This window comes from Paenibacillus odorifer, from assembly GCF_000758725.1.
Classification (GTDB): Bacteria; Bacillota; Bacilli; order Paenibacillales; family Paenibacillaceae; genus Paenibacillus_AQ; species Paenibacillus_AQ odorifer.
This window is the reverse complement of the sequence record NZ_CP009428.1, coordinates 1,261,181-1,282,199: the sequence shown is the minus strand read 5'-3', so window position 1 is coordinate 1,282,199 and position 21,019 is coordinate 1,261,181. Positions and strand designations below refer to the sequence as shown.

18 protein-coding genes and 2 tRNA genes are annotated in these 21,019 nt (G+C 44.2%); 5 read left to right on the top strand and 15 right to left on the bottom strand.

The genetic code is table 11. From position 1 onward, the window contains the following. Positions 1–176: 176 nt before the first annotated feature. The 5 genes from PODO_RS05480 to PODO_RS05460 all read right to left on the bottom strand — a co-directional run bounded on the left by PODO_RS05480 (position 177) and on the right by PODO_RS05460 (position 2,576). Entirely contained in the window at positions 177–782 is a 606-nt protein-coding gene (locus PODO_RS05480; RefSeq protein ID WP_038569083.1) for a class I SAM-dependent methyltransferase, read from the bottom strand. Between the two features lie 102 nt (positions 783–884). Beyond that, entirely contained in the window at positions 885–1,331 is a 447-nt protein-coding gene (locus tag PODO_RS05475) for a hypothetical protein (RefSeq protein ID WP_038574166.1), read from the bottom strand. A 177-nt stretch (positions 1,332–1,508) separates the two neighbouring features. Further along, a tRNA-Ser gene (locus PODO_RS05470) sits at positions 1,509–1,597 on the bottom strand. A 7-nt stretch (positions 1,598–1,604) separates the two neighbouring features. Next, a tRNA-Asn gene (locus tag PODO_RS05465) sits at positions 1,605–1,680 on the bottom strand. 143 nt (positions 1,681–1,823) lie between these two features. Further along, the gene (locus PODO_RS05460) at positions 1,824–2,576 is read right to left on the bottom strand and encodes an MBL fold metallo-hydrolase (protein ID WP_038569081.1); all 753 of its coding nucleotides are present in this window, start codon (positions 2,574–2,576) and stop codon (positions 1,824–1,826) included. 129 nt (positions 2,577–2,705) lie between these two features. Between PODO_RS05460 and PODO_RS05455 the strand changes: the two genes are divergently transcribed. Then, positions 2,706–3,134, top strand: coding sequence for an Lrp/AsnC family transcriptional regulator (locus tag PODO_RS05455; protein WP_038569079.1), 429 nt, complete (start codon positions 2,706–2,708; stop codon positions 3,132–3,134). A 421-nt stretch (positions 3,135–3,555) separates the two neighbouring features. On the opposite strand, the gene PODO_RS29870 is transcribed toward PODO_RS05455, so the two are convergent. Beyond that, complete coding sequence (locus PODO_RS29870) at positions 3,556–10,401, bottom strand: S-layer homology domain-containing protein (protein ID WP_052096821.1); 6,846 nt, start codon at positions 10,399–10,401, stop codon at positions 3,556–3,558. Between the two features lie 203 nt (positions 10,402–10,604). Between PODO_RS29870 and PODO_RS05445 the strand changes: the two genes are divergently transcribed. Continuing rightward, positions 10,605–11,243 carry a pentapeptide repeat-containing protein gene (locus PODO_RS05445; RefSeq protein WP_038569077.1) on the top strand — a complete coding sequence of 213 codons (639 nt, stop codon included), beginning with the start codon at positions 10,605–10,607 and terminating at the stop codon, positions 11,241–11,243. On the opposite strand, the gene PODO_RS05440 is transcribed toward PODO_RS05445, so the two are convergent. Next, complete coding sequence (locus PODO_RS05440; RefSeq protein WP_080742673.1) at positions 11,233–11,694, bottom strand: SprT family protein; 462 nt, start codon at positions 11,692–11,694, stop codon at positions 11,233–11,235. The genes PODO_RS05445 and PODO_RS05440 overlap by 11 nt on opposite strands. 120 nt (positions 11,695–11,814) lie before the next feature. On the opposite strand from PODO_RS05440, the gene PODO_RS05435 reads away from it, so the two are divergent. Further along, positions 11,815–12,177, top strand: a complete 363-nt coding sequence (locus PODO_RS05435; RefSeq protein WP_036686808.1) for a hypothetical protein — start codon at positions 11,815–11,817, stop codon at positions 12,175–12,177. A 64-nt stretch (positions 12,178–12,241) separates the two neighbouring features. Beyond that, positions 12,242–12,373, top strand: a complete 132-nt coding sequence (gene cmpA / locus PODO_RS30925; protein WP_094903512.1) for a cortex morphogenetic protein CmpA — start codon at positions 12,242–12,244, stop codon at positions 12,371–12,373. 91 nt (positions 12,374–12,464) lie between these two features. Here the strand turns inward: cmpA and PODO_RS05430 are convergent, their stop codons facing one another. From PODO_RS05430 to PODO_RS05395, 8 genes are all read right to left on the bottom strand, one after another. Beyond that, positions 12,465–12,965: a hypothetical protein gene (locus PODO_RS05430; protein ID WP_036686807.1), complete on the bottom strand. Its 501-nt coding sequence runs from the start codon at positions 12,963–12,965 to the stop codon at positions 12,465–12,467. A gap of 175 nt (positions 12,966–13,140) precedes the next feature. Beyond that, a complete protein-coding gene (locus tag PODO_RS05425) occupies positions 13,141–13,335 on the bottom strand; it encodes a hypothetical protein (protein ID WP_036686806.1) in 195 nt (64 codons plus the stop codon). 122 nt (positions 13,336–13,457) lie between these two features. After that, positions 13,458–14,348, bottom strand: coding sequence for a carbohydrate ABC transporter permease (locus PODO_RS05420; RefSeq protein ID WP_036686804.1), 891 nt, complete (start codon positions 14,346–14,348; stop codon positions 13,458–13,460). A 13-nt stretch (positions 14,349–14,361) separates the two neighbouring features. Further along, the gene (locus tag PODO_RS05415) at positions 14,362–15,243 is read right to left on the bottom strand and encodes a carbohydrate ABC transporter permease (RefSeq protein ID WP_038569074.1); all 882 of its coding nucleotides are present in this window, start codon (positions 15,241–15,243) and stop codon (positions 14,362–14,364) included. Positions 15,244–15,344: 101 nt separating this feature from the next. Then, a complete protein-coding gene (locus PODO_RS05410) occupies positions 15,345–16,667 on the bottom strand; it encodes an extracellular solute-binding protein (protein ID WP_038569072.1) in 1,323 nt (440 codons plus the stop codon). Positions 16,668–16,778: 111 nt separating this feature from the next. Beyond that, positions 16,779–17,567 carry a response regulator transcription factor gene (locus PODO_RS05405; RefSeq protein ID WP_038569070.1) on the bottom strand — a complete coding sequence of 263 codons (789 nt, stop codon included), beginning with the start codon at positions 17,565–17,567 and terminating at the stop codon, positions 16,779–16,781. Next, positions 17,564–19,324 (bottom strand): cache domain-containing sensor histidine kinase, encoded by a 1,761-nt coding sequence (locus PODO_RS05400; protein ID WP_038569068.1) that lies wholly within the window; start codon positions 19,322–19,324, stop codon positions 17,564–17,566. Before PODO_RS05400 ends, PODO_RS05405 begins: the two co-directional genes overlap by 4 nt. A 301-nt stretch (positions 19,325–19,625) precedes the next feature. Continuing rightward, complete coding sequence (locus PODO_RS05395) at positions 19,626–20,120, bottom strand: DinB family protein (RefSeq protein ID WP_036686798.1); 495 nt, start codon at positions 20,118–20,120, stop codon at positions 19,626–19,628. 220 nt (positions 20,121–20,340) lie between these two features. Here PODO_RS05395 and PODO_RS05390 point away from each other — a divergent pair, with 220 nt between their 5' ends. Further along, positions 20,341–20,904, top strand: coding sequence for a CGNR zinc finger domain-containing protein (locus PODO_RS05390; RefSeq protein WP_038569066.1), 564 nt, complete (start codon positions 20,341–20,343; stop codon positions 20,902–20,904). The last annotated feature ends 115 nt before the right edge of the window (positions 20,905–21,019 follow it).

Below are 21,019 nucleotides of genomic sequence, written 5' to 3'. Positions count from 1 at the left end.
TTAAATCACCCTAGGAAACAGTAGTTTGCACTAGACTCGTGGGGTTGTCCACCTGGCTAACTCTTCTTCAAACCTTTACCTTCTATCGAACCAACACCTCGTGGTCCACAGCGTGAACGTATTGTTCGCAGATATCTAGTTTTTTCGGAGCTACTAATATGTTCTTCAGCATCCAGCTATTTTTTATATATGTAATCGATAAATCCTTGTCGTATCCATTCGCCTTCAAACTTTCTTTCCAGTACTCGATCTTCTTTGTATAATAACTGCAAATCATCAAACATAGAATCCGCCTCATGATAATCATAATATGAGTGTATTACGAATTCATCGTCTTCCATTTGTTCAAACTGATTATCCCCCAAATCAACTCCATCGCCGACTCTAAAATCCTTTAGGGTTAAAAAATTCACAAATAATAATCCATTAGGTTTTAGAACGCGTTTCATTTCATTTATCGCTTTTTCCACATCTTGTTTTCTCATATGAAAAATAGAGTTATATGAATACACAAAACTCATCGACTCATCACTTAGCGCCAACTGTCTCATGTCGCCTTGTTGTATATTTAGATTCTGTCCCCTTTCAGTTGCGAACTGATTAGCTCTTTTAATTTGTTCGTCATTCATCTCAATTCCGTTTGTACTGTATCCATAGTTCGCAAACAAACTTAGTGGAGGTGAATCCCCTCCCGCTCCGCAGTCTAATATGTTTTTTTCCATACCACTTTCATTGCATAATGCCAAAAATCTGTACAAGGGGATTTGCTTAAACAGTTCCATGTTGATTCCACTCCTTTGACCATGTAGTTATTGGATTTACTCATAGATCTTTCCCATATAAATTATTTGAGCACATCTCTTCCATGGGTTTTCAGGTTTACTTTATTGAATCCCCGCAGTTCCAAATGTCTCTTTAATAACTTTTTCGTATTCATCCCATTTAAAGCAAAAAGGGCCTATATCAATAGTCTTATTACCGGATTCTAATTTGAAATCTCTCCATATGATAAGATCCTCTTCTTTCTCAATAAATACGGATATAAAGCCACACTCTTCATCGCCACACCAGGGACAGACTAATATTGGGTACCTGTAGTACAAATATTCATGCATTTCGTTTAACAAAAAATAATTAATCATTTTCCTTTGATGCTCTTCACTACCCCACCCGAGGGAAGGAACCCTATCATATTTTTTTAACATTTGGTAAAGAGATCTACCATCAATTATTACGTCGGCAAAAATAGTATTTTTATTCCCCTCTTGATCCGGATCAAAACTATCATATCGGCTTGACGGTTTTGTTTGTATTTGATTTATTGTTTTCATGCTCCCTCCTTTAAACTCTTCACACTTATCAATTAAACATTCGATCCCTCCACACCATTCCCCTTCCAAAATATTGAATACACCGTTTCTCAGAATCGCATATAGCAACCGAAAAATAAATTCACACACAACAAAAAAGAGCTCCCAGAATGGAAGCTCTTCTTATGTAATTCAGAACGGAGAGAGTGGGATTCGAACCCACGCACCGCTTACGCAGTCTAACCCCTTAGCAGAGGGTCCCCTTATAGCCACTTGGGTATCTCTCCATGAAAATGGCTCCCCGAACAGGACTCGAACCTGTGACAACTCGATTAACAGTCGAGTGCTCTACCAACTGAGCTATCAGGGAACATTACAAGTGAACATGAATTAATTTATCATGATTTCAAGGTCTAGTCAAGCGGGCAAAATAATTTTTGTGATCGTTTTCAAATTTATGCTATTATTCGGCCGCTTGCTAGATTTTTTAAAGAGATTTCCATCCCTCTCCGTCTATAGATTACACCATTCTCCATCCTGCGGAAGCTGTACCCGATCCCCCAACGATTCCTTCTCTAAATGAGCTTTTAGCTTATCTCGGGTAACCAAACAATGGTTAATGGCGTCCATGTGCACAGCAATCACTTTAGTAGAAGGAGCATATTCACATAGGTCTACGACATCCTGCTCATTCATTGTAATATGGCATCCGCTTAAAAACTGCGCACCACCAGCATTCACAACGGTCACCTCAGGTTTAAAAACCTCCAATGCCATTCTCACCTTATCACACCAAATCGTATCCCCAGCCACATATAGAACAGGTTCGCCTTCCGCCTGAAACACAAACCCGGATACCTTACCCATAAGTTTACCAGTCACTCCAGTGCCATGCCGTCCATCAGTACGTGTTATAGTTATTCCATTAAACGTCAGTGAACCGCTAATTTCCGTGGTATGCTCAAACCCCTGCTTCGCTAATTTATCTCCATCTCCTTCCTGACATAATAGTGGTAGATCATGCGGCAACAAAGAAATAGCAGCGGCATCCCAATGATCCTGATGTAGATGTGTGACAAGAATTGCATTAGGACTCAGCCATTGTTCTACGGCTCCCGGCAAAGGAACGAGCGGATTGCGGCGATCATTGTCAGTATTAAAAATAGGTGGATTAGCACCCTGTTCACTCAACATAGGATCAATTAAAAATGTACTGCCACCATACTCTAGCCATAGGGTCGCGTTGCGAATATGCTGTATTTTCATCGGAAGCCCTTCTTTCTTTCAGATATCTTCTGCTACAATTAATTATAGTTGGACCTTGAAACAGAATACATTGAGATTGGAAAAAGATTGGCCTGTTCTACTTTCACGCAGAAAGGATTTTAGATAATAATGAGTTCTTATTTTATAGATGATGTGGATTTTCGCATCCTGCAGCTTCTAATTGAAGATTCCACGATCAGTCACAAAGATATTGGGCAGCAAGTGCATATGACCGGTCAGGCTGTGGGCGCACGTATTCGCAAAATGCAGGACACCGGAGTGATTGAAGGCTACACGGTCCGCTGGAATCCGGATAAGGTTGGGGAGACTATTCATGCCTTTATTACTGTTTTTTTGGGTTCGAATACGGTTCACCCAGCCTTTCAGACATTCGCAAAGCAGCATGATAGTGTAAAAGAAATACATAGGGTCAGCGGAGAAGGCTGCTACTGGATACGTGTTCGTACCGGAAGCCAAAAGGAGTTGAATAGCTTTCTCGACGAACTGCTGAAGTTCGGAAATTACAGAGTCAATCTATCGATGGGAAAACTGAAATAAGTCTGTATCGGAATCGGATATGAAGCTACTATCGGACCCAGTTGACCTTATACTCAGCATAATCGCATATTTGGCATACTATCGGACCCCATTGCCTCTATTGGCACGAAAAACACCAAATATGAGCCTCTTTCGAACGAATAGCATCACTTGAGTCCGAAACCCTGCCCAAAAGGCTAAAAACTTGCCAATAGCGTCATTGGGGTCCGCAAGCCTCAGCCAATGATAGCTCGGCGATGTTGGTGTTGGTGTTTATGCAAGTGATTGGGTTACTCAAAGTCAATGAGCTTTCGCTTGCTCATAAGCTTTTATAGCAGGCCAGCCATCGTCAAAAACGCAGAGCAGCGATCCTCCAATAACCGGAGGATCGTTGCTCTGCTGTCCTTTTACTTATGCCATATTGTAGCTTCTACTACGGTAGCTAATTCAATAATTCAGCTGCTCTAAGCAACCGTACAAGAATTACGGCGGCTTCTGCACGGCTAGTATCACTGCTAGGTGCAAAGCTGCCTGATGGTTGACCTTTCATAATGCCTTTTGCAGCCAGGTCAGACACTGCTTCTTTAGCCCATGAGGAAATAGTTGAAGCGTCTCTGAAAACATCTGCAGCAACGATTGCTCTAGATCCTTCAGCTTCTAGATTCAGCAGCTTCATTGCTCTGGCTGCCATAACAGCCATTTGCTCCCGTGTAATAGGGACGTTCGGACGGAAGGTTCCATCCTCATAGCCTTGAACCAGTCCTAAGGCTGCAGCAGCTCTGGCGTCCGCTGCATACCAAGATAAATCGGACACATCACTGAAGGTCTTCGTCGTATTCGCAGCTACAAGACCTAACGATCGAATCAGCATAGCTGCGAACTCGGCACGACTGACAGATTTCTGAGGTGCAAAGGTATCTGTGGATTGTCCGGTCAAGATCAGTCGGCTGGCAAGTCTCTCAATCTCATTTCTCGCCCAATGTGTGGAAATATCTCCAAAAGTCACAGGGTGCAGCGCAGCGACAAATACACCGCTCGCAATACTGCTCTTAACCGTAACCTTGGTCATCCCATTAACGAGCTCATACAATGCAGGTACATAACGGAAGGAACCCGTCTGTTCATCGTAAATAAGGACTACACCTGTCTTCGCATCCAGCGCCTCCTTAAGCATAAATGTACGATCTACATAAGTGGTACCGAACCCGCTTGCTGCTACAGAGGTTTTTCCATCCGTTACCTTTAGAGTGAAATTAGCCGGTGTTCCTTGCACAGTAAAGCCTTGCTGCTTAGCTTTGGCAAGCAGTTGTTCCAATCCTTTTCCGCTTAGCGAATTTACATTGAACTCCAGTGTGCCTGCCGGCATTTGTGCGGCTTTGAGCACACTCTCCACAAGCTCTAACGGGAAGCGGTAGCTCATCCCCCCACTTTCAATAACAAGCACAGCTTTGGGGCTAAGTGCCGCCGCCTTACGTAAAGCATCTGCACTAAACCGGGCTGTGCCGTCACCGTTAGCTGAAATCTCGATAACAGCCTGCCCTGCAGTCGCCTTAGCTTTTAGCTGCACATCATGATTAGCTGCTGGCGTAGGTGCTGGTGTAGCCGTCGGTGTGCCGGGTTGAACAGGGTTCACTGACCCTGTAGGGTCTGTTGGACCAGGAGTACTTGTTGGTTCTGGAGTACTCGTCGGACTAGGAGTACTTGTTGGGTCCACAGGATCGATCGGATCTACAGGATCTGTCCCGCCAGGTGATAGCACCTCAATTGTATATCCCCTCTTCTCGTTGCCCACAGTTACCGTGAAGTCTGTGATTCCCGCTTGAATTCCATTAAGACTGTCGTTGGTAAATGTAGCAATCTCACTGCTCATAATATTTAGAGTAGCTTGTGCGGTAAGATCTCTGCCTTCTTTATCTAGTACCTTAAGCGTAGCTGACTTACCCTGCTCTAATATCACAGGCCCGCTCTGTCCATCTGCTAGTTTGATAGAGAACGGTTTAATGGCTGAGGCTATTCCTTGATTTTGTTCTTTAATGCTTAAGTCAGGAGAGGCATTGGTCAGTAGGTTCATCCGTTCACCACGAATAATCATGTTGTCGACCAACAGACTCCCTTTCAGATTTTTCGTAACTTCTATACCGCTTGTACCTGCGCCATCCAATACATTATTCGTCAGCACAACTCCATCAATGGAAGTGAGAGTATCTCCCTCTAGATCACCTTGAGCAATCAACCCCGAATAAGTGCTGTCCAGTGCCGTATTGTTGCGAATGAGTACTTTTCCTTTCAGATCACTCTCACCAGCATAAAGCCATAACGCACCCAGATTCACGCCGTAACCGGAATCGTAACTGCCAGTTCTAAGCAAGGTATTTCGCTCCACAACCGTTGTTCCTTGGAAGGGCTCGGCGGTGAAACGGGTAGAGACTGCAATCCCGGCTCCATTAGTCACAGTGTCTTTTACCACGTTGTCCTGGACTTTGTTATCTTTCCCCCCAAAGATTACAATGTTATCCGCTAACCAAGGCAAGGATACCGTATTAAAACGTGCCGTGTTGTTATAGCTCGGTGTACGTTCCGTACCATTCACATCCGTCAACTTGCCGTCAGTAAACGACCACATTGCGATTCCATCATCCCCTGGATAGCGGATGTCACTTTGTTCCATCATGCTGTTGCCAGTCCCTACGGCAAAGTTAATTCCGTCTGCCATAAGATTGCGGATCCGCAGACCTGCCATGTACAGACCATTCGTACGCGCCTTTTCACCCATCGGCTGAGTTAACCACAAGCCTGCTTTGGTATGTTCTATCCAAACGTTCTGTATAATCGAACCTTGGCCAAAAGCACCATGGAAAGCGTTGGTGATCGCTTCATCATCCCGTTCGTTAATGCCGCCTTCAATCATCAGATCGTAAACACCAACCTTACCGCCGTGACCATAAAACTTAGCTCCATTCAGAACTGTATACCACATGCCGGAACCACGTATTTCAGCGGTATCCAGATCCAGCAGACCCTCACCGACATTAAAGGTACCCGCCGGGAACCACACACCTTTACCTGTCGCATTCGCTTCGGCAAGGGCTGCCTTGAAGGCTGCGGTATCATCTCCCTCATCATTCGCTCCCGCTCCAAAATCCGTTACGGAAATAAATCCGTCCGGGCGAGCCAACTCAGGGGCAACCTGCTCCATATCCACCAGGTCAATGACGTAAGAAGCTGCGTTGTCTCCTGTTCCCTTCTCTAAGCGAATAGTTGCTCCGGCAGGAGCATCGCCGATCAGAGCATGGATTTCGTCAAAGAAGCGGTGTCCACTGCCTTGGCGAGGGTCATTTGACCATGGGTAGCTGCCATATTCCCAAGCATATTTGGATGTCAGCTTAAGCTGCTTCTTAACTCCATCCACATATAGAGTCAAGGTTTCTTCCGCACCAGCCCCATCTGGACTATCAGGAATAGAATATCGAAGAACGATGGAGTTAGCTGATTCTGCAAGCTTGAACTCTAGATAATCTCCCGTATTCTTTAAGGCCACCGCTTGTCGTCCAGAAGCCTCGGAAGCCATGCTGAGATATTTCCGCGACGAACCAATCAACGTTCCGTTTGTTGCCGCATCCTCAGCTTCATAGCTGATATATGGAACCGTTGCTCCACGGTATGTTTTGTTTACGCTGTTTTTTACGGTCAGGCTATCAAGGGTTACTTTACTCCAATCCACGTTGTCACTGCTTAGAGAAACCGTGTTGATGCCTGCGCGAAGCTGCAGTTTTACCGCTACAGTCTTCCAAGAGGCAGACTTGCCAAGACTAACCTTGCCCCCTTCGTTTAATCCATTCACCTCTAGTGCCAGATCCGTTGCGGCAGCAGCGGTATTTTTGTATCGAATAACAGCATCGTATTCCCCAGCCTGCTGGGCGTTGACTGCAAACCGTATAACACGTTCCCCTTTGAATGCTTCTCCTCCTGCATAAATTGCATCAGCAGGGATAGGTAAGAAGCTCCAGAGCTCACTATCAGTTCCATTTGCAGCAGAACCAAGCTGAACAGCCGATGCGCTGTGAGAAAGAAGACCTGTTCCATTCGCACTTAGCAGAACAGCATAACCTAACTTCTCTTCCAGCTTCCATTGGGATCTTTCTGTATCTCCAGCAGCTAACAAGACCACTTGGCCCGATTCATTGAGTGAAAGATAATGTTGTGTCTGAACATTCATAATTCGTTTGCGTCCGTTTATCTCCTGCACCAGCCACTGGGATTGAGCCGCCACATCGGAAGCATCTGCATATAGGACAGCCCCCTCTTTTTCGGCCAATACTTTACCAGCCATGCCTTTCGGTACAATGGTTATGATGTTGGTATCATTTTGAACTGGAGTTGTTGTATTGTTATTGCGCAGTTCTCCAGATGGAGTAGTAAACTCCTGTGGAGCCGCCTCAAGTGTCCATAGTGCCGTACCCTCACTTTCTAGCAAAAGCGCACGTTCAGCATATCCTGTCTTATTGGCAATGTTTATTAATTCATCGTCGTATTCTCCAAAGAGACTACGAATGGTGTAATGTGTATAATCGGAAGCCAAGCTCACTTCCCAGGCGGATGCTCCGTCTACAGCAGGATCTGTACTACTGCTCTCCAAATATGAATAATCACCATTCAGCGTTAAAAAATGACCTGTTGCCCGGTTGGTGATCGTCTGTTTACCCTCCTGCACAGATACATTCCAGTGCGAAAATCCATTGTCTGCTGACGGCTGCCCGTACAGAACAACCCCATGCTCATTTTCGTATAAATACTCTCCACTGCTTGCATTCTTGAATCTTACAGGGTAATCAGGCAATGGCGGAGCAATCGCTTCAACCGCTTCAGCAGTAAAATGTGCACTGCTTTTTTCCGCTGTATCTGCAGCTTTACTGATTCGGAGAATTGGGTTGCCGTTATCATCCGGCGCACCATAGATATAGTGACCAGCCCATGAGCTCATAATGGTAGTCACACCGGACGCCTGCATATCAACCTTCCACTTAATGCTGGCCCATACATCGTACACTGTTTGCAAAGTCTGAACGCTAACTTTAGGATCAATCTCATCTACAGCCCCACCTATATGCTCAAGGGAGAGATAGCGTCCAGTGCCTTTATTTTTTATCTTCACCGATCCATTGCTGCCGGCTATTTCTTGCAACTGCCAGACAAAGGAATCGTCATTCAAATCAAGTGGACCATAAGTAGCCTGGCCTACTGTTACATCCTCGTTGGCAGCTGCTAGAGGTGCAAGATTTTGGTTAGAGTGAGCAGAGTCCTGGTCAGCATAGACAGCTTCAGTAACCGTCTTAGATTCTGGCAATTCCTCTAGTGCAGCTGGAGAAGTCAGCAAAGGACCGTCCTTAAGATATTGATCCTCTCCATTTACAGCATCTAGCTGAAAACGGAACAAGTCTTGTTTTATCTCGGTAACCGGTACAAATCTCCACTGCGGACTGCCCCAACCTGGATTGATCACTCCGTACTCAGCATATTTAGTGAGGTTCTGAAGTGAAATATACTTCTCTGGGATTTTATTAAGTTCCTTGTCTAGAACGCTACTGATTACGTAGGTGTTGTTCCCAACATTTTTGCCTGTCCAGATGTATTCTCGTTCCACATGATTTCTGTCTGGAAGCTCTGTGACCTGAAGGTGGCCATTTGGCATGTTCATCGTGTTCATGTAATGGCCCGTTTTCTTGTTTTTGAACAGCTTGCGGCCGTTATATTTCTCCACGAGCCATTGATCGGAGCCGTCCTTTTGCATATTTCCATATTTTAAAAGACCATCAACACTCTCATACCAATAAAATGACTTCCAGCCATTCTGAATCCGGTAATATGGCATTGTGCCGTCAGTCGGTGTGTTAGGATCTAAAAGCTGCCACTGAGCGCTCAAAGAAGTCGCATCCCCAATCGCACCAGCCTGTTCTCCACCCAATGTAGACAAATAAATGCCTGTGCTTTCGAGATTCTGAAGCGTCTGGTAATCATCATAATCATCGGAATCATTAAAAATCCATTGATCCGACGGCTGACTTCCGCTAATCTGCAAGGCCTTGGCGGTACCTTCACTATAAGAAACATAATGATCGGTTGCCGCATTACGGATACGCTTATTGCCGTCATAATCCTCTATATACCATAGATAGTCAGAGGTGTTGGCGGCATCTGGCGCAATAATTCCATGCTTAAGCTCGCCGTTTACGGATTCATATAAAAAATCTGTAGCCACTTGTGCATCCGTATAAGTTGCCAGTCGTACAGGCTGTAATTCGGAAATAGGCACGATTCTCCACTGTGCACTTGGATTAGAGGCTGAACCCGGCCAGCTGTTAGATCGCACATTATTGTCATCGCTGAATTGCGGATTTAGCCATAATGGACTACCCTCTTCAGTTAAACCACTGTTACGAAGGGTAATGAAGCCCGTTCCATCAGGGCCTGGTGCATGCTCTTGGGTCCACTCACTTAGCTTCACGTGATCCATATCGACTTCCTGCGAAAAAACCCCAGCCCAGGTCACTTCATTTTGCTTAATATAATGGCCTGTCGCACGGTTGCGAATCATTACTGTTCCGTCATCCGTCCCTGATTCAAGATACCACTGTGCTGCTTCATTGCTGACAGGCTGTTTACCGTAAAGAACGTTCCCTTCACTTTCATACATTACCTGACCGGGGCGGAGACGGCTCTCTAGCCGTACAGGTGCTGCATTTGGAACTATAAAAGCCCACTGCGGACTCTCAAACGTAACATTGATATCCGAGCTTACTTGCGCATAACCAAGCTGATTCTCCTCGTGGATAACCAACTTCCCCTCTGGCACAGTCGCACTTCGGATGATCATGTATCCATTGCGATTGGAAGTATCGATCAGCCACTGATCCGCAACACTTCCTGAACCTTGGCGTTCTGCCGCCTTAAGTGAATCCTCTTTGCCGTTGTTACCATCCATTGTAATGTAATGGCCTGTCTTCACATTCTTGATTCGTGACAGCCCATTCACCGTCTCAACCGTCCAATGCGCTGAAGTATCGGCTGGATTGGTCATGCCATAACGCACGATTCCTGCGGATGTCTCATATAAAAAGTTGTTTTTCCACTTATTCTTGATGAGTACCGTACCTGATGGAATTTGCTCAGCGCCTGTTCCTCCAACCCCTTCTGCTCCTACGGAACCTTTACCGGTTCCCATTACAGGCAAGCTTAAAAAAATCAGCAGCAGCGCGAGCAGACCCGCCATTGCGGACCTGATTCGTTTCATACATGTGCCCCCTCTAATTAATATGGACTTCCTTTTCATATTAGTTTGGGAACGCTTACAAAACGATGTGCGATTTTATCCAGAAAAAGGTGTATTTGTACGGATATCCAATCCCTACAACCTTCATGAAGATTGACAAATCGGTTTAACGCGATGATAGTTAGTTTTAGCTACCCGCAAAGAGTAAACAAACGGAGGTACATATGAATTTCAAAATTGATTCGCCAAAAATAGCAGATCCAGACTCTCTTCTTCCTGAGCAAATATATTCGCTGCAAACCAAGGACGAATTCAGCTGTTGCGGCATCAGCGATACGGTTATTGATAATCAAGAGGCTAATAAGGTCAGCTTTGATCGCGTGATTTTTAAAAATGTAACGATTACGGAGTGCTCCCTAACTGGGATCGAGCTTATGGACGTGATTTTTGATCGCTGTGATCTATCTAATGTGGATTTTACGAATGGCATTATTCATCGAACTGAATTTAGAAACTGCAAGCTTATTGGCACAGACTTTACAAGAGGCAGATTCCAAAATGTTCGTGTAGTAGATTGTATCGGGGATTTTGCTACGTTTCGATTCGCTAATCTGAAGCAGGTTGCTTTTGAGAGCAGTTCATTAATGAGTTCCGACTACTATCAGTCAAATTTCCAAAAAATCAGCTTCAGCGAGTGTAATATGGATCAAGCCACATTGTCAGGATCAAAGCTTAATGGGATCGATCTTAGTGACTGCGAGTTCAGTGGCTTGATCGTGGATATCAAAGATTTAGAAGGATGCATCATTTCGCCTCAGCAAGCTGTTTCTTTTGTCGGATTATTAGGTTTGGTTATAAAATAAATAACTTCAACTTGCCCGAACATTTACCGCAGCGATAACGCTTAGGGTCTACTTTTCGCTTACGCGGATACTCCATGGCACAGGCACTGCATACAAGCTTATATCGATAGGGCAACGACTTCCGAGCTTTTGCACCCGGCAGTGTCTGACAGTAGCGGCTTCCGCCGACTTGCGCCAGCAGGCTTTTGAAATCAGCATCACGATGCATATACCCTCGCTTAGCCAAATGCAAATGATAATGGCAGAGCTCATGCTTGATAATCCGCTCCGTCTCTTCTCTGCCAAACATGGCAAGCTGATGGGGATTAATCTCTATATTATGGCTTTTGGTAAAATATCGGCCGCCCGTTGAGGACAACCGGCTGTTAAAGCTCGCCTTGTGTCTAAACGGCACGCCAAAGCTGTCCCGTGATACCTGCTCAATCCACAGCTGCAGCTCTTCGTTGCTCATAGTTTCCATAGCGTTCTATCACAAGTCCTTTCCACGGGAAATAAGATCTCTACTTGAATTGTAACTTGTGCATAGGCTAAACTGTCAAGAAGGAAGACAAGTACGGAGGGAGAATGAACAATGCCGAAAATGCGGTATGTAATTTTGCAGCAAAATCAAGAATTACAATTCGTGGAAATGCCTGAGGAATATGCGTACCAACTAAGTGCGCTCAATTTACGCCTGAACAAAGAAATCGATAAGCTGACAGCCGATAATGTTCCGGATCTGCCCTTAGCCATCGCCGAATGTGACTCGCTGGATCTGTTACGTGAGGATTACTCCCTGGAGTCCGGTCTGGATTATATCAATAGATTGGAACAGGCCTTCGCCTCTGTTCAAGAGCAGAAGAACTACCCACTGATCTCCCTGCTTACTGAGATCCGAGCGCTACAGGCTCAATTGGAGCAGTGGTACGAAGAGGAAGCAGAAAGCCTACTGTAATCCGCACCTTTAGGCTTATTTCTCCATATTCTAACTTACGTAAGTTGTTAGAGGAGGGATTCGCTTGCCACAGTGGCTCTGCCATCAGCTAATGAAAGCCTATTACAAAAAAGACCGCCGTCAGATCAAGCTGCTGAATGAGTGCTGGTTCTTTTATCGTAATTCTGCGGAATCGAGTAATGAGATGAAGTTATAGCCTCGTATGATTAAGATCTAGGACATCTTTAAAGCAGCGGATATCGTCTTTTAAGAAGACGGTATCCGTTTTTGTTAGAGGCAATACTCGGTTACACTAGAGGGCTCAATAATTCCTTATTTAGATTAACTTCAAAGTTGGCAGGATCAGGAGCATGGTTTTTTATATAGATACGGTAAACACCATCTTCGGGGATGGTAATTTCCACTATGCCTGTACCCGTCCGAAGTGTTTCACTGATAATCTCTTCAGTCTCTACCGACATGAGCCCAATCTCAAGTTCTTGTTCCTCTGAATTCGTCACAGAAAATGAGATTATCTCACCTTTTCCCCATGTTTCTCTGCCAAAATTATTAGAATTACCTCCAGACATCCGTATTTTTAAATCTTTTCCGTCCGCTGAGGCAGAGATTTCAGCTGTTGCCACTACAGATTCCTTAGAAGACGTCGTTGGAGGCACTTCATGTACTACTGTAGCCTCAGCTACTAGAGAATCTTCCCCAGCAGTATCTCCATGGTTAAATTTAATTACTATCGCGAATGCAAGTACCACTATAATGCCTAGCAAAATAACTTTTTTCATATTTTTCATTATCTCACAGCCCCCACGTTAACTCGTTGACATCATTTAACCCATATTTTTGATAAGTTGCCACAATCGGAAATATCCTAAATTATTGAAATACATACTAACATATTACAGCAAAAAAAGATGTCCCTAAATAGCAGGCACATCCTTTTTCAATAACATGGAACATATTCTGTTTTTAAAACTTAGGAAATACATATTTAACCAAAAAGAACAGAAAACCAAAAAATATTATAATGTAAGCAGCATATTTAATAAAGGTAGATGCGACAACGCTGGAATCCGATTTCCGTTGTACCTCCCTATGCTCCACTTCAACACTTCTATCCTTATAGCCCGGTTCCATCAGCAATCTCTCCTTTCGAATGTTCATCTTTGATAGCCTCCATTAACCCGAGGCTTTCAGGATTGAATCAAAATTCTAGATTGGATTAAAAAAAAAGACCGGAATTCTCTTCAGCTTTTCGAGCTGAGAAATTCAGGTCTTCTTTCTACTTACCCTTTAACCGAACCCGCCGCAATTCCCTCAACGATACGGTTACTGAGGAACAGGAATGTAATCAGGATAGGCAAAATACTGATCATAAGCGTTGCCCCGATCGCACCCCAATCCGTTGTATATTGACCAATGAAGTTTTGCACCCCCACGGTCAGCGTCTTGTAAGAATCAGAACTAATAAATGTGTTTACAAAAATAAATTCGTTCCAGTTATAGATCATATTAATAATGGCTGTAGTCGCGATCACCGAGCTTGTCATAGGAAGTATAATTCTAAAAAACATTCTGTTCACGGAACAACCATCAATAACCGCGGCCTCTTCCACTTCGCGTGGCAGTGCGTAATAGAAACCCAGCAAAATCATAATCGTTATCGGCATGTTAAAAGCGACATAAGACAAAATAAGTGACAAAGGGTGATCCGTTAAGCCAATCTTATTGAATATACTAAATAACGGAATAAGCGTGGAGTGAACAGGAATCATCATCGCTACCATAAACAAACCCAGTACGAACGAGCTTCCCTTCCATTTCATCCTGGTAACTGCATACGTAACCAAGCTCCCGAAGATAACCGTTAACACCGTAGCCACGATGGTAATCCATACGCTGTTGAAGAAATACACGTTGATGTTCCCTACATTCCAGACCTTCGCGTAATTCTCCCAGTGAGGATTCATCGGCAACGATAGAGCAGGAAGGTTGAACACTTCCTGATTATTTTTTAATGAGAAAAACAGCAGCCATACAAGCGGAAACAATTGCAGAGCAGCAACGGCAATCAACACGATATATAGCAATGAGTAGCCGAATTTACGTGTGATCTCCGCACCTGCGCCGCCTGTCTTTGGCCCGATTTCTAGCCTTCCTGCAGTTCCAGACATCATGAAGCGCCCCTCCTTATGAGTATTGGATCGATTCTTTCGTAGCAGTTAATTTGCGAATGACCCAAGTAATGACGAGACAGATGACGAGCAGGAAGAATCCAATTGCACTCCCGTAGCCAAAATCATAAGCCCGAAAAGCCTGATGATACATATAAGACGCCATCACTTCACTAGAGCCATTAGGACCTCCATCCGTCATAACAAAGATTAAGTCAAAATACTTCAGAGAACCTACAACGGCTAGAACAATCGTAACTTTGATGACTTCCATTGCGAGTGGAAGCTTAATTTTCCAAGCGATTTGTAAGGCAGAGGCTCCGTCAATCTTTGCTGCCTCTTCCAGAGAGGTCGGGATATTCTTGAGTGCTGCGTAATAGATCAGAATATAGAAACCAGCATATTGCCACAGAATGGGAATAAATAAAGCAAACAAAACTAATGTAGGCTCTGCAAGCCATGCAGGAGGATTAGCAAAACCAATGGAAACTAATAAGCTGTTCACAATTCCGTTCGTCGGATGATAAATTCTTAGCCAAAGCTGCGCAATCGCAACGGACGATAACAGCATCGGAATCAGATATATTTTGCGAAACAAGTTAGCTCCCTTGATCCGGGCGGCTAATACCATAGCAATTGCCAAATAAATAATGAGACTTAGGGTAGAAAACAACGCTAACTGCAGAGAATGCCAAGCACTATTCCAGAAGGTTTGGTCTGTTAGCAAAGCTTTATAGTTATCAAATCCGATAAAAGTCAGAGCACCTATGCCATTCCATTTATTCAGTCCATAATAACCCGTTAGAACAATCGGAATATATACAATAGCCAGAATGAGAAGCAAGGCGGGAAATACATATAACGCGATTATTTTTTTGTTAGACATCACTTTATCCAAAGTGTCCGACTCCTTTCCTTCATAAACCGTTTGAGGAAAGGCTTATCCGGCATCACGCTGCCGGATAAGCTAATTGTCCCCTTCGCCTAGTTGTCGAAGCTTTAGTTGCCTTTGGAGATGGCCGCGTCATGCTCCTCGGAATACTTCTCTGGCGTCACCGCTTTGCCAAAAAGAGCCTGGATCATATTCAGATGCGTTTCTGCTGCATTGGCACGCATTTGAACATCTGCGAATAAAGTGATGCTGCTAGCTTTGTTCATTTCGTTAAACAAATCGATGTAGAGCTGTGGTAGATCCAGTGTGGCGGTGTCCACCTTCGTAGCTGGAATAACGCCTGCTCCAGTTACGGATTGCTCTCCCCATTTGGATACGAAATACTCGACGAATAATTTTGCTTCTTCTTTTACCTCAGAGTTCTCAGCGACAAATAATCCTACACCTGGTCCACCTACCCAGCTGTTAATGTCTCCCTTCCCGCCTTCAACTGTCGGGAATTTGAAGAAACCAACACTATTACGGAATTCCAGTGGAATTTCTTCATTCGTTGTGAAGTTTGGCAGATCCCATGATCCCATCATGTACATTGCCGCCTTGCCATTTACGAACTCTGATTTTGCCTCTTCATTTGATAAACCGTTGAATCCCTTAACAAATGCATTGCTGTCTACAAGTGATTGGACCTCTGATGCCGCCTTTACTAATCCTTCATCCATAAATGAGCCTGATCCACTGATCGCACCTGCAAGTGCCTGTTGGCCTGCGATCCGATCAGCCAGATACATATACCAAAGCGATCCTGTCCAGCGATCCTTATTGCCGAGAGCAATCGGTGCAATGCCCCCATCAGATAGTGTTTTTACAACTTGCTTAAACTGATCGTAGGTTTGTGGAACCTCAAGATTATACTTTTCAAAAATAGCTTTATTGTAGTAGATAGGTGCGATGTTAAACTCAAGTGGAAGCGCATACGTTTTATCGTTAATAGCATAAGCTTCTGTAGTTCCTGCGACGAACTTGTCTTTCAATTCACCATTCAACAAGTCATCTACAGGTGCGAACAGATTTCCTTCAACGTAAGGCTGCAAAAAGCCAGCGGCCCAAGTTACCCCAACGTCTGGCAATTCGTTAGAAGCAGACAATACCTTCAGCTTATTTTTGTATTGCTCGTTGTCCAGAACCTCTTGCTTGATTACAACATTGGGATGCTCTGTTTGATATTCTTTAATGATTTGATTAACAATTTTATTTTGTCCGGCAGAAACACCTTCTGGCCATAAATGCATGAAGTTAACGGTGACTTTGTCGCTTCCCCCATTTGCACTACCTTTAGATTCACCTGCATTGTTATCTTTTTGACCACAACCAGCTGTGACAAGAACGAGGCACATCGTTAAGAACAATATTGTCCATTTTTTATTGCGCACGCTTACAACCCCTTTTCTATTGTTGTCTAGCGGCCTTGTAACCGCTTAACTAAATTGTAGCTTGGATCCCATGATGTCGTAAGGTCATAAGGATTGGGACTAATACCACTATTATTGGATTCTTTCCTCCGTGGTCATGACGTTCTGCCGGTATTGCCCTGGACTAACATTTTCGAGTGCACGAAATACCTTCACAAAATATTTGGCCGTCTGATAGCCTACTTGTTCCGCGATTTCAGCAATGGACAGCCGGGTGCTCACCAGTAGTTCTTTGGCTCGTTGTACTCTCCTTCTCGTTACATATTCACTGTAAGTCAGTCCCGTCTGCTCTTTGAAAAGGACGCTGAAATAGCTGGCATTCATGTGTAATTGATCCGCTATATCACGCATGGATATCGATTCGTGAAGATGTTCGTCTAAGTATTGGAGTGCCTCACGCACTTGAGTGCTATACACTTTCTCCTGCTGTACCGTTTCCATAAGCTTGGGATCGATCAGCTTCTCCATTCGTTCGATTCGATAAATATCATCCTTGCGTTTCAATGCTAATTCCACTGCTCGGACCAGCTTCGTTTTGTCGAGTGGCTTCAGTAAATATTCAACTACACCAAACTGCAAGGCTTTCTGTGCATAGTCAAATTCAGGATGGCCGGAGATCACAATAACCACTGGAGGATGAGGCATTTCGTTCAGCTTTTCAACTAATTCTAGCCCTCCAATCTCAGGCATGCGCACATCGGTAATAAGTAGATTAACTTCGTTATTTTGCAGCCATGCCAGTGCCTCAACACCGCTTGCTGCGGTTTCGATGCGATATTGACCGGATGACCAGGCTTCTAATGTTTTACGAACCCCTTCTCTTGTTCTCGGTTCATCATCTACGATGAGTATAGTTTTCACGTGTTTTTCCCCTCTCCAGGTTCATTTGGTATTTCAAAAGAGATGCTAGTTCCATAACCTTCTTCACTTCGTATTTCAAGCCCGTCCGTATTGTCTACGTAACTGAGTTTCAGTCTCCGCTCTATATTAGCAATACCAATCCCAGTCCCTTTGGAAGACCTCATGCTCCCCTTCTCCATGGTGTGATAGATAGACGATATCTTTGCTGCATCCATCCCTGGACCATCGTCAGTTACCGTAACCAATGTATATCCCGGACGACTTGAAGGTCTGACAATTAGCATGACTGTCCCCGGTCCAACCCTTTGCTCTACGCCATGAAGAATCGCATTTTCGACAAGAGGCTGGATTAACAGCTTCGGTAGCGGGACACTTCGGCAAGCTTCATCTGACTCAATCCGCCAGGATAACCTGTCGAGCATACGCATCTCCATAATCTTCAAATATCTTTCGGCATGGTCGAGCTCATCGCCGATAGTCACCCATTCATCATCATCAGTTCGATTGATGACATAACGAAAAAGCCCCGACATATCAACCACAATTTGAGCTAATTCCTCCTCACCTTTTTCATCGAGGGCCCAGTAGAATGCTTCTAATGTGTTAAATAGAAAGTGCGGATTGATTTGAGCCTGAAGTGCCTTTAATTCTGTGCGACTCTGGACGATCTCCTTCTGATAGACGACTTCAATTAGTTCATTCAGAGAGTGAACCATCTGGTTGTAAGTATTATTGAGCTCATTGATCTCCATAGTGGTAGAAGTGACTGAAATCGGTTTCAAGGTTCCAAATCGTGAACCGCGCATCACTTTTATCAAATTCAGTATGGGCCGTGTAATCATCGTGGATAAAATAAAAGTAAAGATGAGAAACAATAAACTGCCAACAACACCGGATACGATGATCGCTGTACGAAGGACAGATATCCCCTCTGTCGTATAGTCAACTGGAGTAAGGATTACTAGCCTCCAACCTGTTGCCTTGGACTGCTTCTGAATTACAATGTAGTCTTCTCCGCCAACCTCAACCTTTTCTCCTCCATGATCCAGTATCTTATTTGCATTGACATTTACGGAAAAATCGGAAGAAATTTGCCGTCCCGCTTCATCAAATAATCTCATTAATTCACGCGTTTCCGCCTGTGAGCTGTCCACCTCATCCGTAAGCTGGAAGTAACTTTTCTCAATTTGAACCATAATATAGCCAGCTTTCGTGAATGAATGATCAATCAGCCTAATATTACGAATCGCAATGACGATATCCGAATTCCGCGGGTCAAGTCCAAACCATACGAGACGTCCTTTGCCCTCGTCCACCCGGCTGATCCATTCTTCGGATACTCGATTGTTCAGGCTGGCGTCATCAACCGAAAGTAATTTCTGATAATCACCTGCATACAGCTCAATGGAACGAATCCCTGTCGCATACGCCTCATATTTACGTACTTCCTGCTGGATGGTTTGACGTTCGGCGAAGCTGATCGGCTTTCCTTCAGCCTCTTGAGCGAGCAATCGCTGAATGGAGGCGTTGGTTGCCACTTGCGCCGTCAACGTATTAATCTGCCGGATCAGTACATCCAATTTGCCCGTTGCCTGAACTGCAGTCTGTTCAATGTGCTTCTCCGCACTATTGCGTAATAGAACCGAAACTTGCCCGTACATAAAAAAACCAACCGTGGCTAGTACGATCACCATGACAAACATAAAACCCAGGAAAATTTGATTACGCAATGTGTTTAACTGTCCAAACCTCGTCAATCTTTACACTCCCTTCCGCCTGATAAACTTGATTCCTCATCAAAAAAGATGACCCTTAAATCTTCAGGAATCATCTGCAGCTCTAGTTCTTTGTTAATTCAGCCTTTGGATTATATGATATCAGTGATTAGTTTCTGAGCCCATATCCATATCGCGTTTTAATTTATCCAAATCAACCAAAAAAAACAATATAGAATATATACTCGTGCCTACCAGAGTTGCACAAAAAAAAACCGTACCTCCGCTGACCCGGGTATACCGGAATAGCAGTGTACGGCTTGTATTTTTAAATGTGGAGGTTCTAATTAAAACTACGGTTGGACACCCAAGAACCCTGCAATTTACGCAGCATAATAATTTGTCCAGTATGGTAAGAATCGTGTAGGATAAGGCTCATTACTTCTTCCCCTGGCGCATGACCCGAACCGCCCCAATCATACGCGCCTTCTTCCAACGCTTCAATGATTTCTCTAAGAGCAGCATGCACGTCCTTCAGGTCTGCAACGGCTTTCGCCCATGCTTCTTCTCCTTCAGCTGTTACAGTAAAGGTATCATCGTTGCTTTCAGCATCGGGTTGTTTGGGCAACCCTTTTAGCTTTCGCAGCAAACGCACCTTATAATAAGTTAGATGGTTAACCGTTTCCCAGATAGAATTGGCCGCCCCACCCTCTGGCTTCCAAAGAGCCTGTTTGCTATCCACACCTTCCAGCGCATCGCTAAGCGGCGGAGCCCAATCCTCGATATCCATGCAATAATCCCAATTTTGGAGCAAGACCTCACTGATTTTATTTTGCATGTTCAACCTCCTAAAAATTTGTGTAAGCATAAACTTCATGGTGTAGCTTCAAAAAGAACTACTTCAAAGCGAACTAATATGTAACTACTTAAACCATAATATAGTGGTTACAAAAGAAATGTAGCATATTTCCAGATTGTATTCAAGTAACTAGCTAAACTTATTTTTAACTGTTACAATGATTTGTAATGAGCGTTGAATCGGAAAGGATGAACAGACCGTGTTGTGGGAGGATTTCATTAACAGCTACTGGCGGGATTGGCGAACAGGAGATAAGAATAAAGACCGGGACAGACTCGATGAAGAAGAGTGGGTTTTTAAATGGCTGAAGGAGTATGCTCTATTAGAAACACAGATGCCGAACACGATAGAAATGGCGCAGCTTAAAAAGCTTCGCTCACTACTATGGAACTGGGTACAGGCCATTGTGCAAGGAAACTCGGTGTATGGAGAAATACTGGAACAGCTCAATGTCTATATGGACAAGGGTCCTGTTATACGGCGAATTGTGTGGAAAAGCGACGAGCAAGCGGAAATAAAGCTATTGCCACTCCATAGTGGCTGGGAGCAGGTAATGGCGGAGATTGCAGCGTCTTTTGCCGAGGCATTACTTGAAAAAGAACCCACAAGATTCCGTATCTGCGAGAATCCCGATTGCCTCTGGGTCTATTACGATGATACACGCAACCGCTCCAAGCGGTACTGCGATGACAAAGCCTGTGGCAACCTTATGAAGGTGCGGCGTTTCCGGGCGCGGAAGAAGGCTGAGTCTGAGGGGGAATAAAGTCTATAGGCTAATAGATCATATTAAGACTCTTATACTTAATATAAGCTTGTTATGTGTATGAAGGATAAACTTGAGGTTATTAGCGCAGTGTGAATTACGTACATTTTTTACT

What these genes read in the sequence shown, in the direction of transcription:
- PODO_RS05460 (WP_038569081.1), bottom strand. Translation starts at nt 2,576, where the DNA reads ATGAAAATACAGCATATTCGCAACGCGACCCTATGGCTAGAGTATGGT.
- PODO_RS05435 (WP_036686808.1), top strand. Translation starts at nt 11,815, where the DNA reads ATGCCGAAAATGCGGTATGTAATTTTGCAGCAAAATCAAGAATTACAA.
- PODO_RS05430 (WP_036686807.1), bottom strand. Translation starts at nt 12,965, where the DNA reads ATGAAAAATATGAAAAAAGTTATTTTGCTAGGCATTATAGTGGTACTT.
- PODO_RS05445 (WP_038569077.1), top strand. Translation starts at nt 10,605, where the DNA reads ATGAATTTCAAAATTGATTCGCCAAAAATAGCAGATCCAGACTCTCTT.
- PODO_RS05440 (WP_080742673.1), bottom strand. Translation starts at nt 11,694, where the DNA reads ATGAGCAACGAAGAGCTGCAGCTGTGGATTGAGCAGGTATCACGGGAC.
- PODO_RS05480 (WP_038569083.1), bottom strand. Translation starts at nt 782, where the DNA reads ATGGAACTGTTTAAGCAAATCCCCTTGTACAGATTTTTGGCATTATGC.
- PODO_RS05475 (WP_038574166.1), bottom strand. Translation starts at nt 1,331, where the DNA reads ATGAAAACAATAAATCAAATACAAACAAAACCGTCAAGCCGATATGAT.
- PODO_RS05420 (WP_036686804.1), bottom strand. Translation starts at nt 14,348, where the DNA reads ATGATGTCTGGAACTGCAGGAAGGCTAGAAATCGGGCCAAAGACAGGC.
- PODO_RS29870 (WP_052096821.1), bottom strand. Translation starts at nt 10,401, where the DNA reads ATGAAACGAATCAGGTCCGCAATGGCGGGTCTGCTCGCGCTGCTGCTG.
- PODO_RS05395 (WP_036686798.1), bottom strand. Translation starts at nt 20,120, where the DNA reads ATGCAAAATAAAATCAGTGAGGTCTTGCTCCAAAATTGGGATTATTGC.
- PODO_RS05425 (WP_036686806.1), bottom strand. Translation starts at nt 13,335, where the DNA reads ATGAACATTCGAAAGGAGAGATTGCTGATGGAACCGGGCTATAAGGAT.
- PODO_RS05455 (WP_038569079.1), top strand. Translation starts at nt 2,706, where the DNA reads ATGAGTTCTTATTTTATAGATGATGTGGATTTTCGCATCCTGCAGCTT.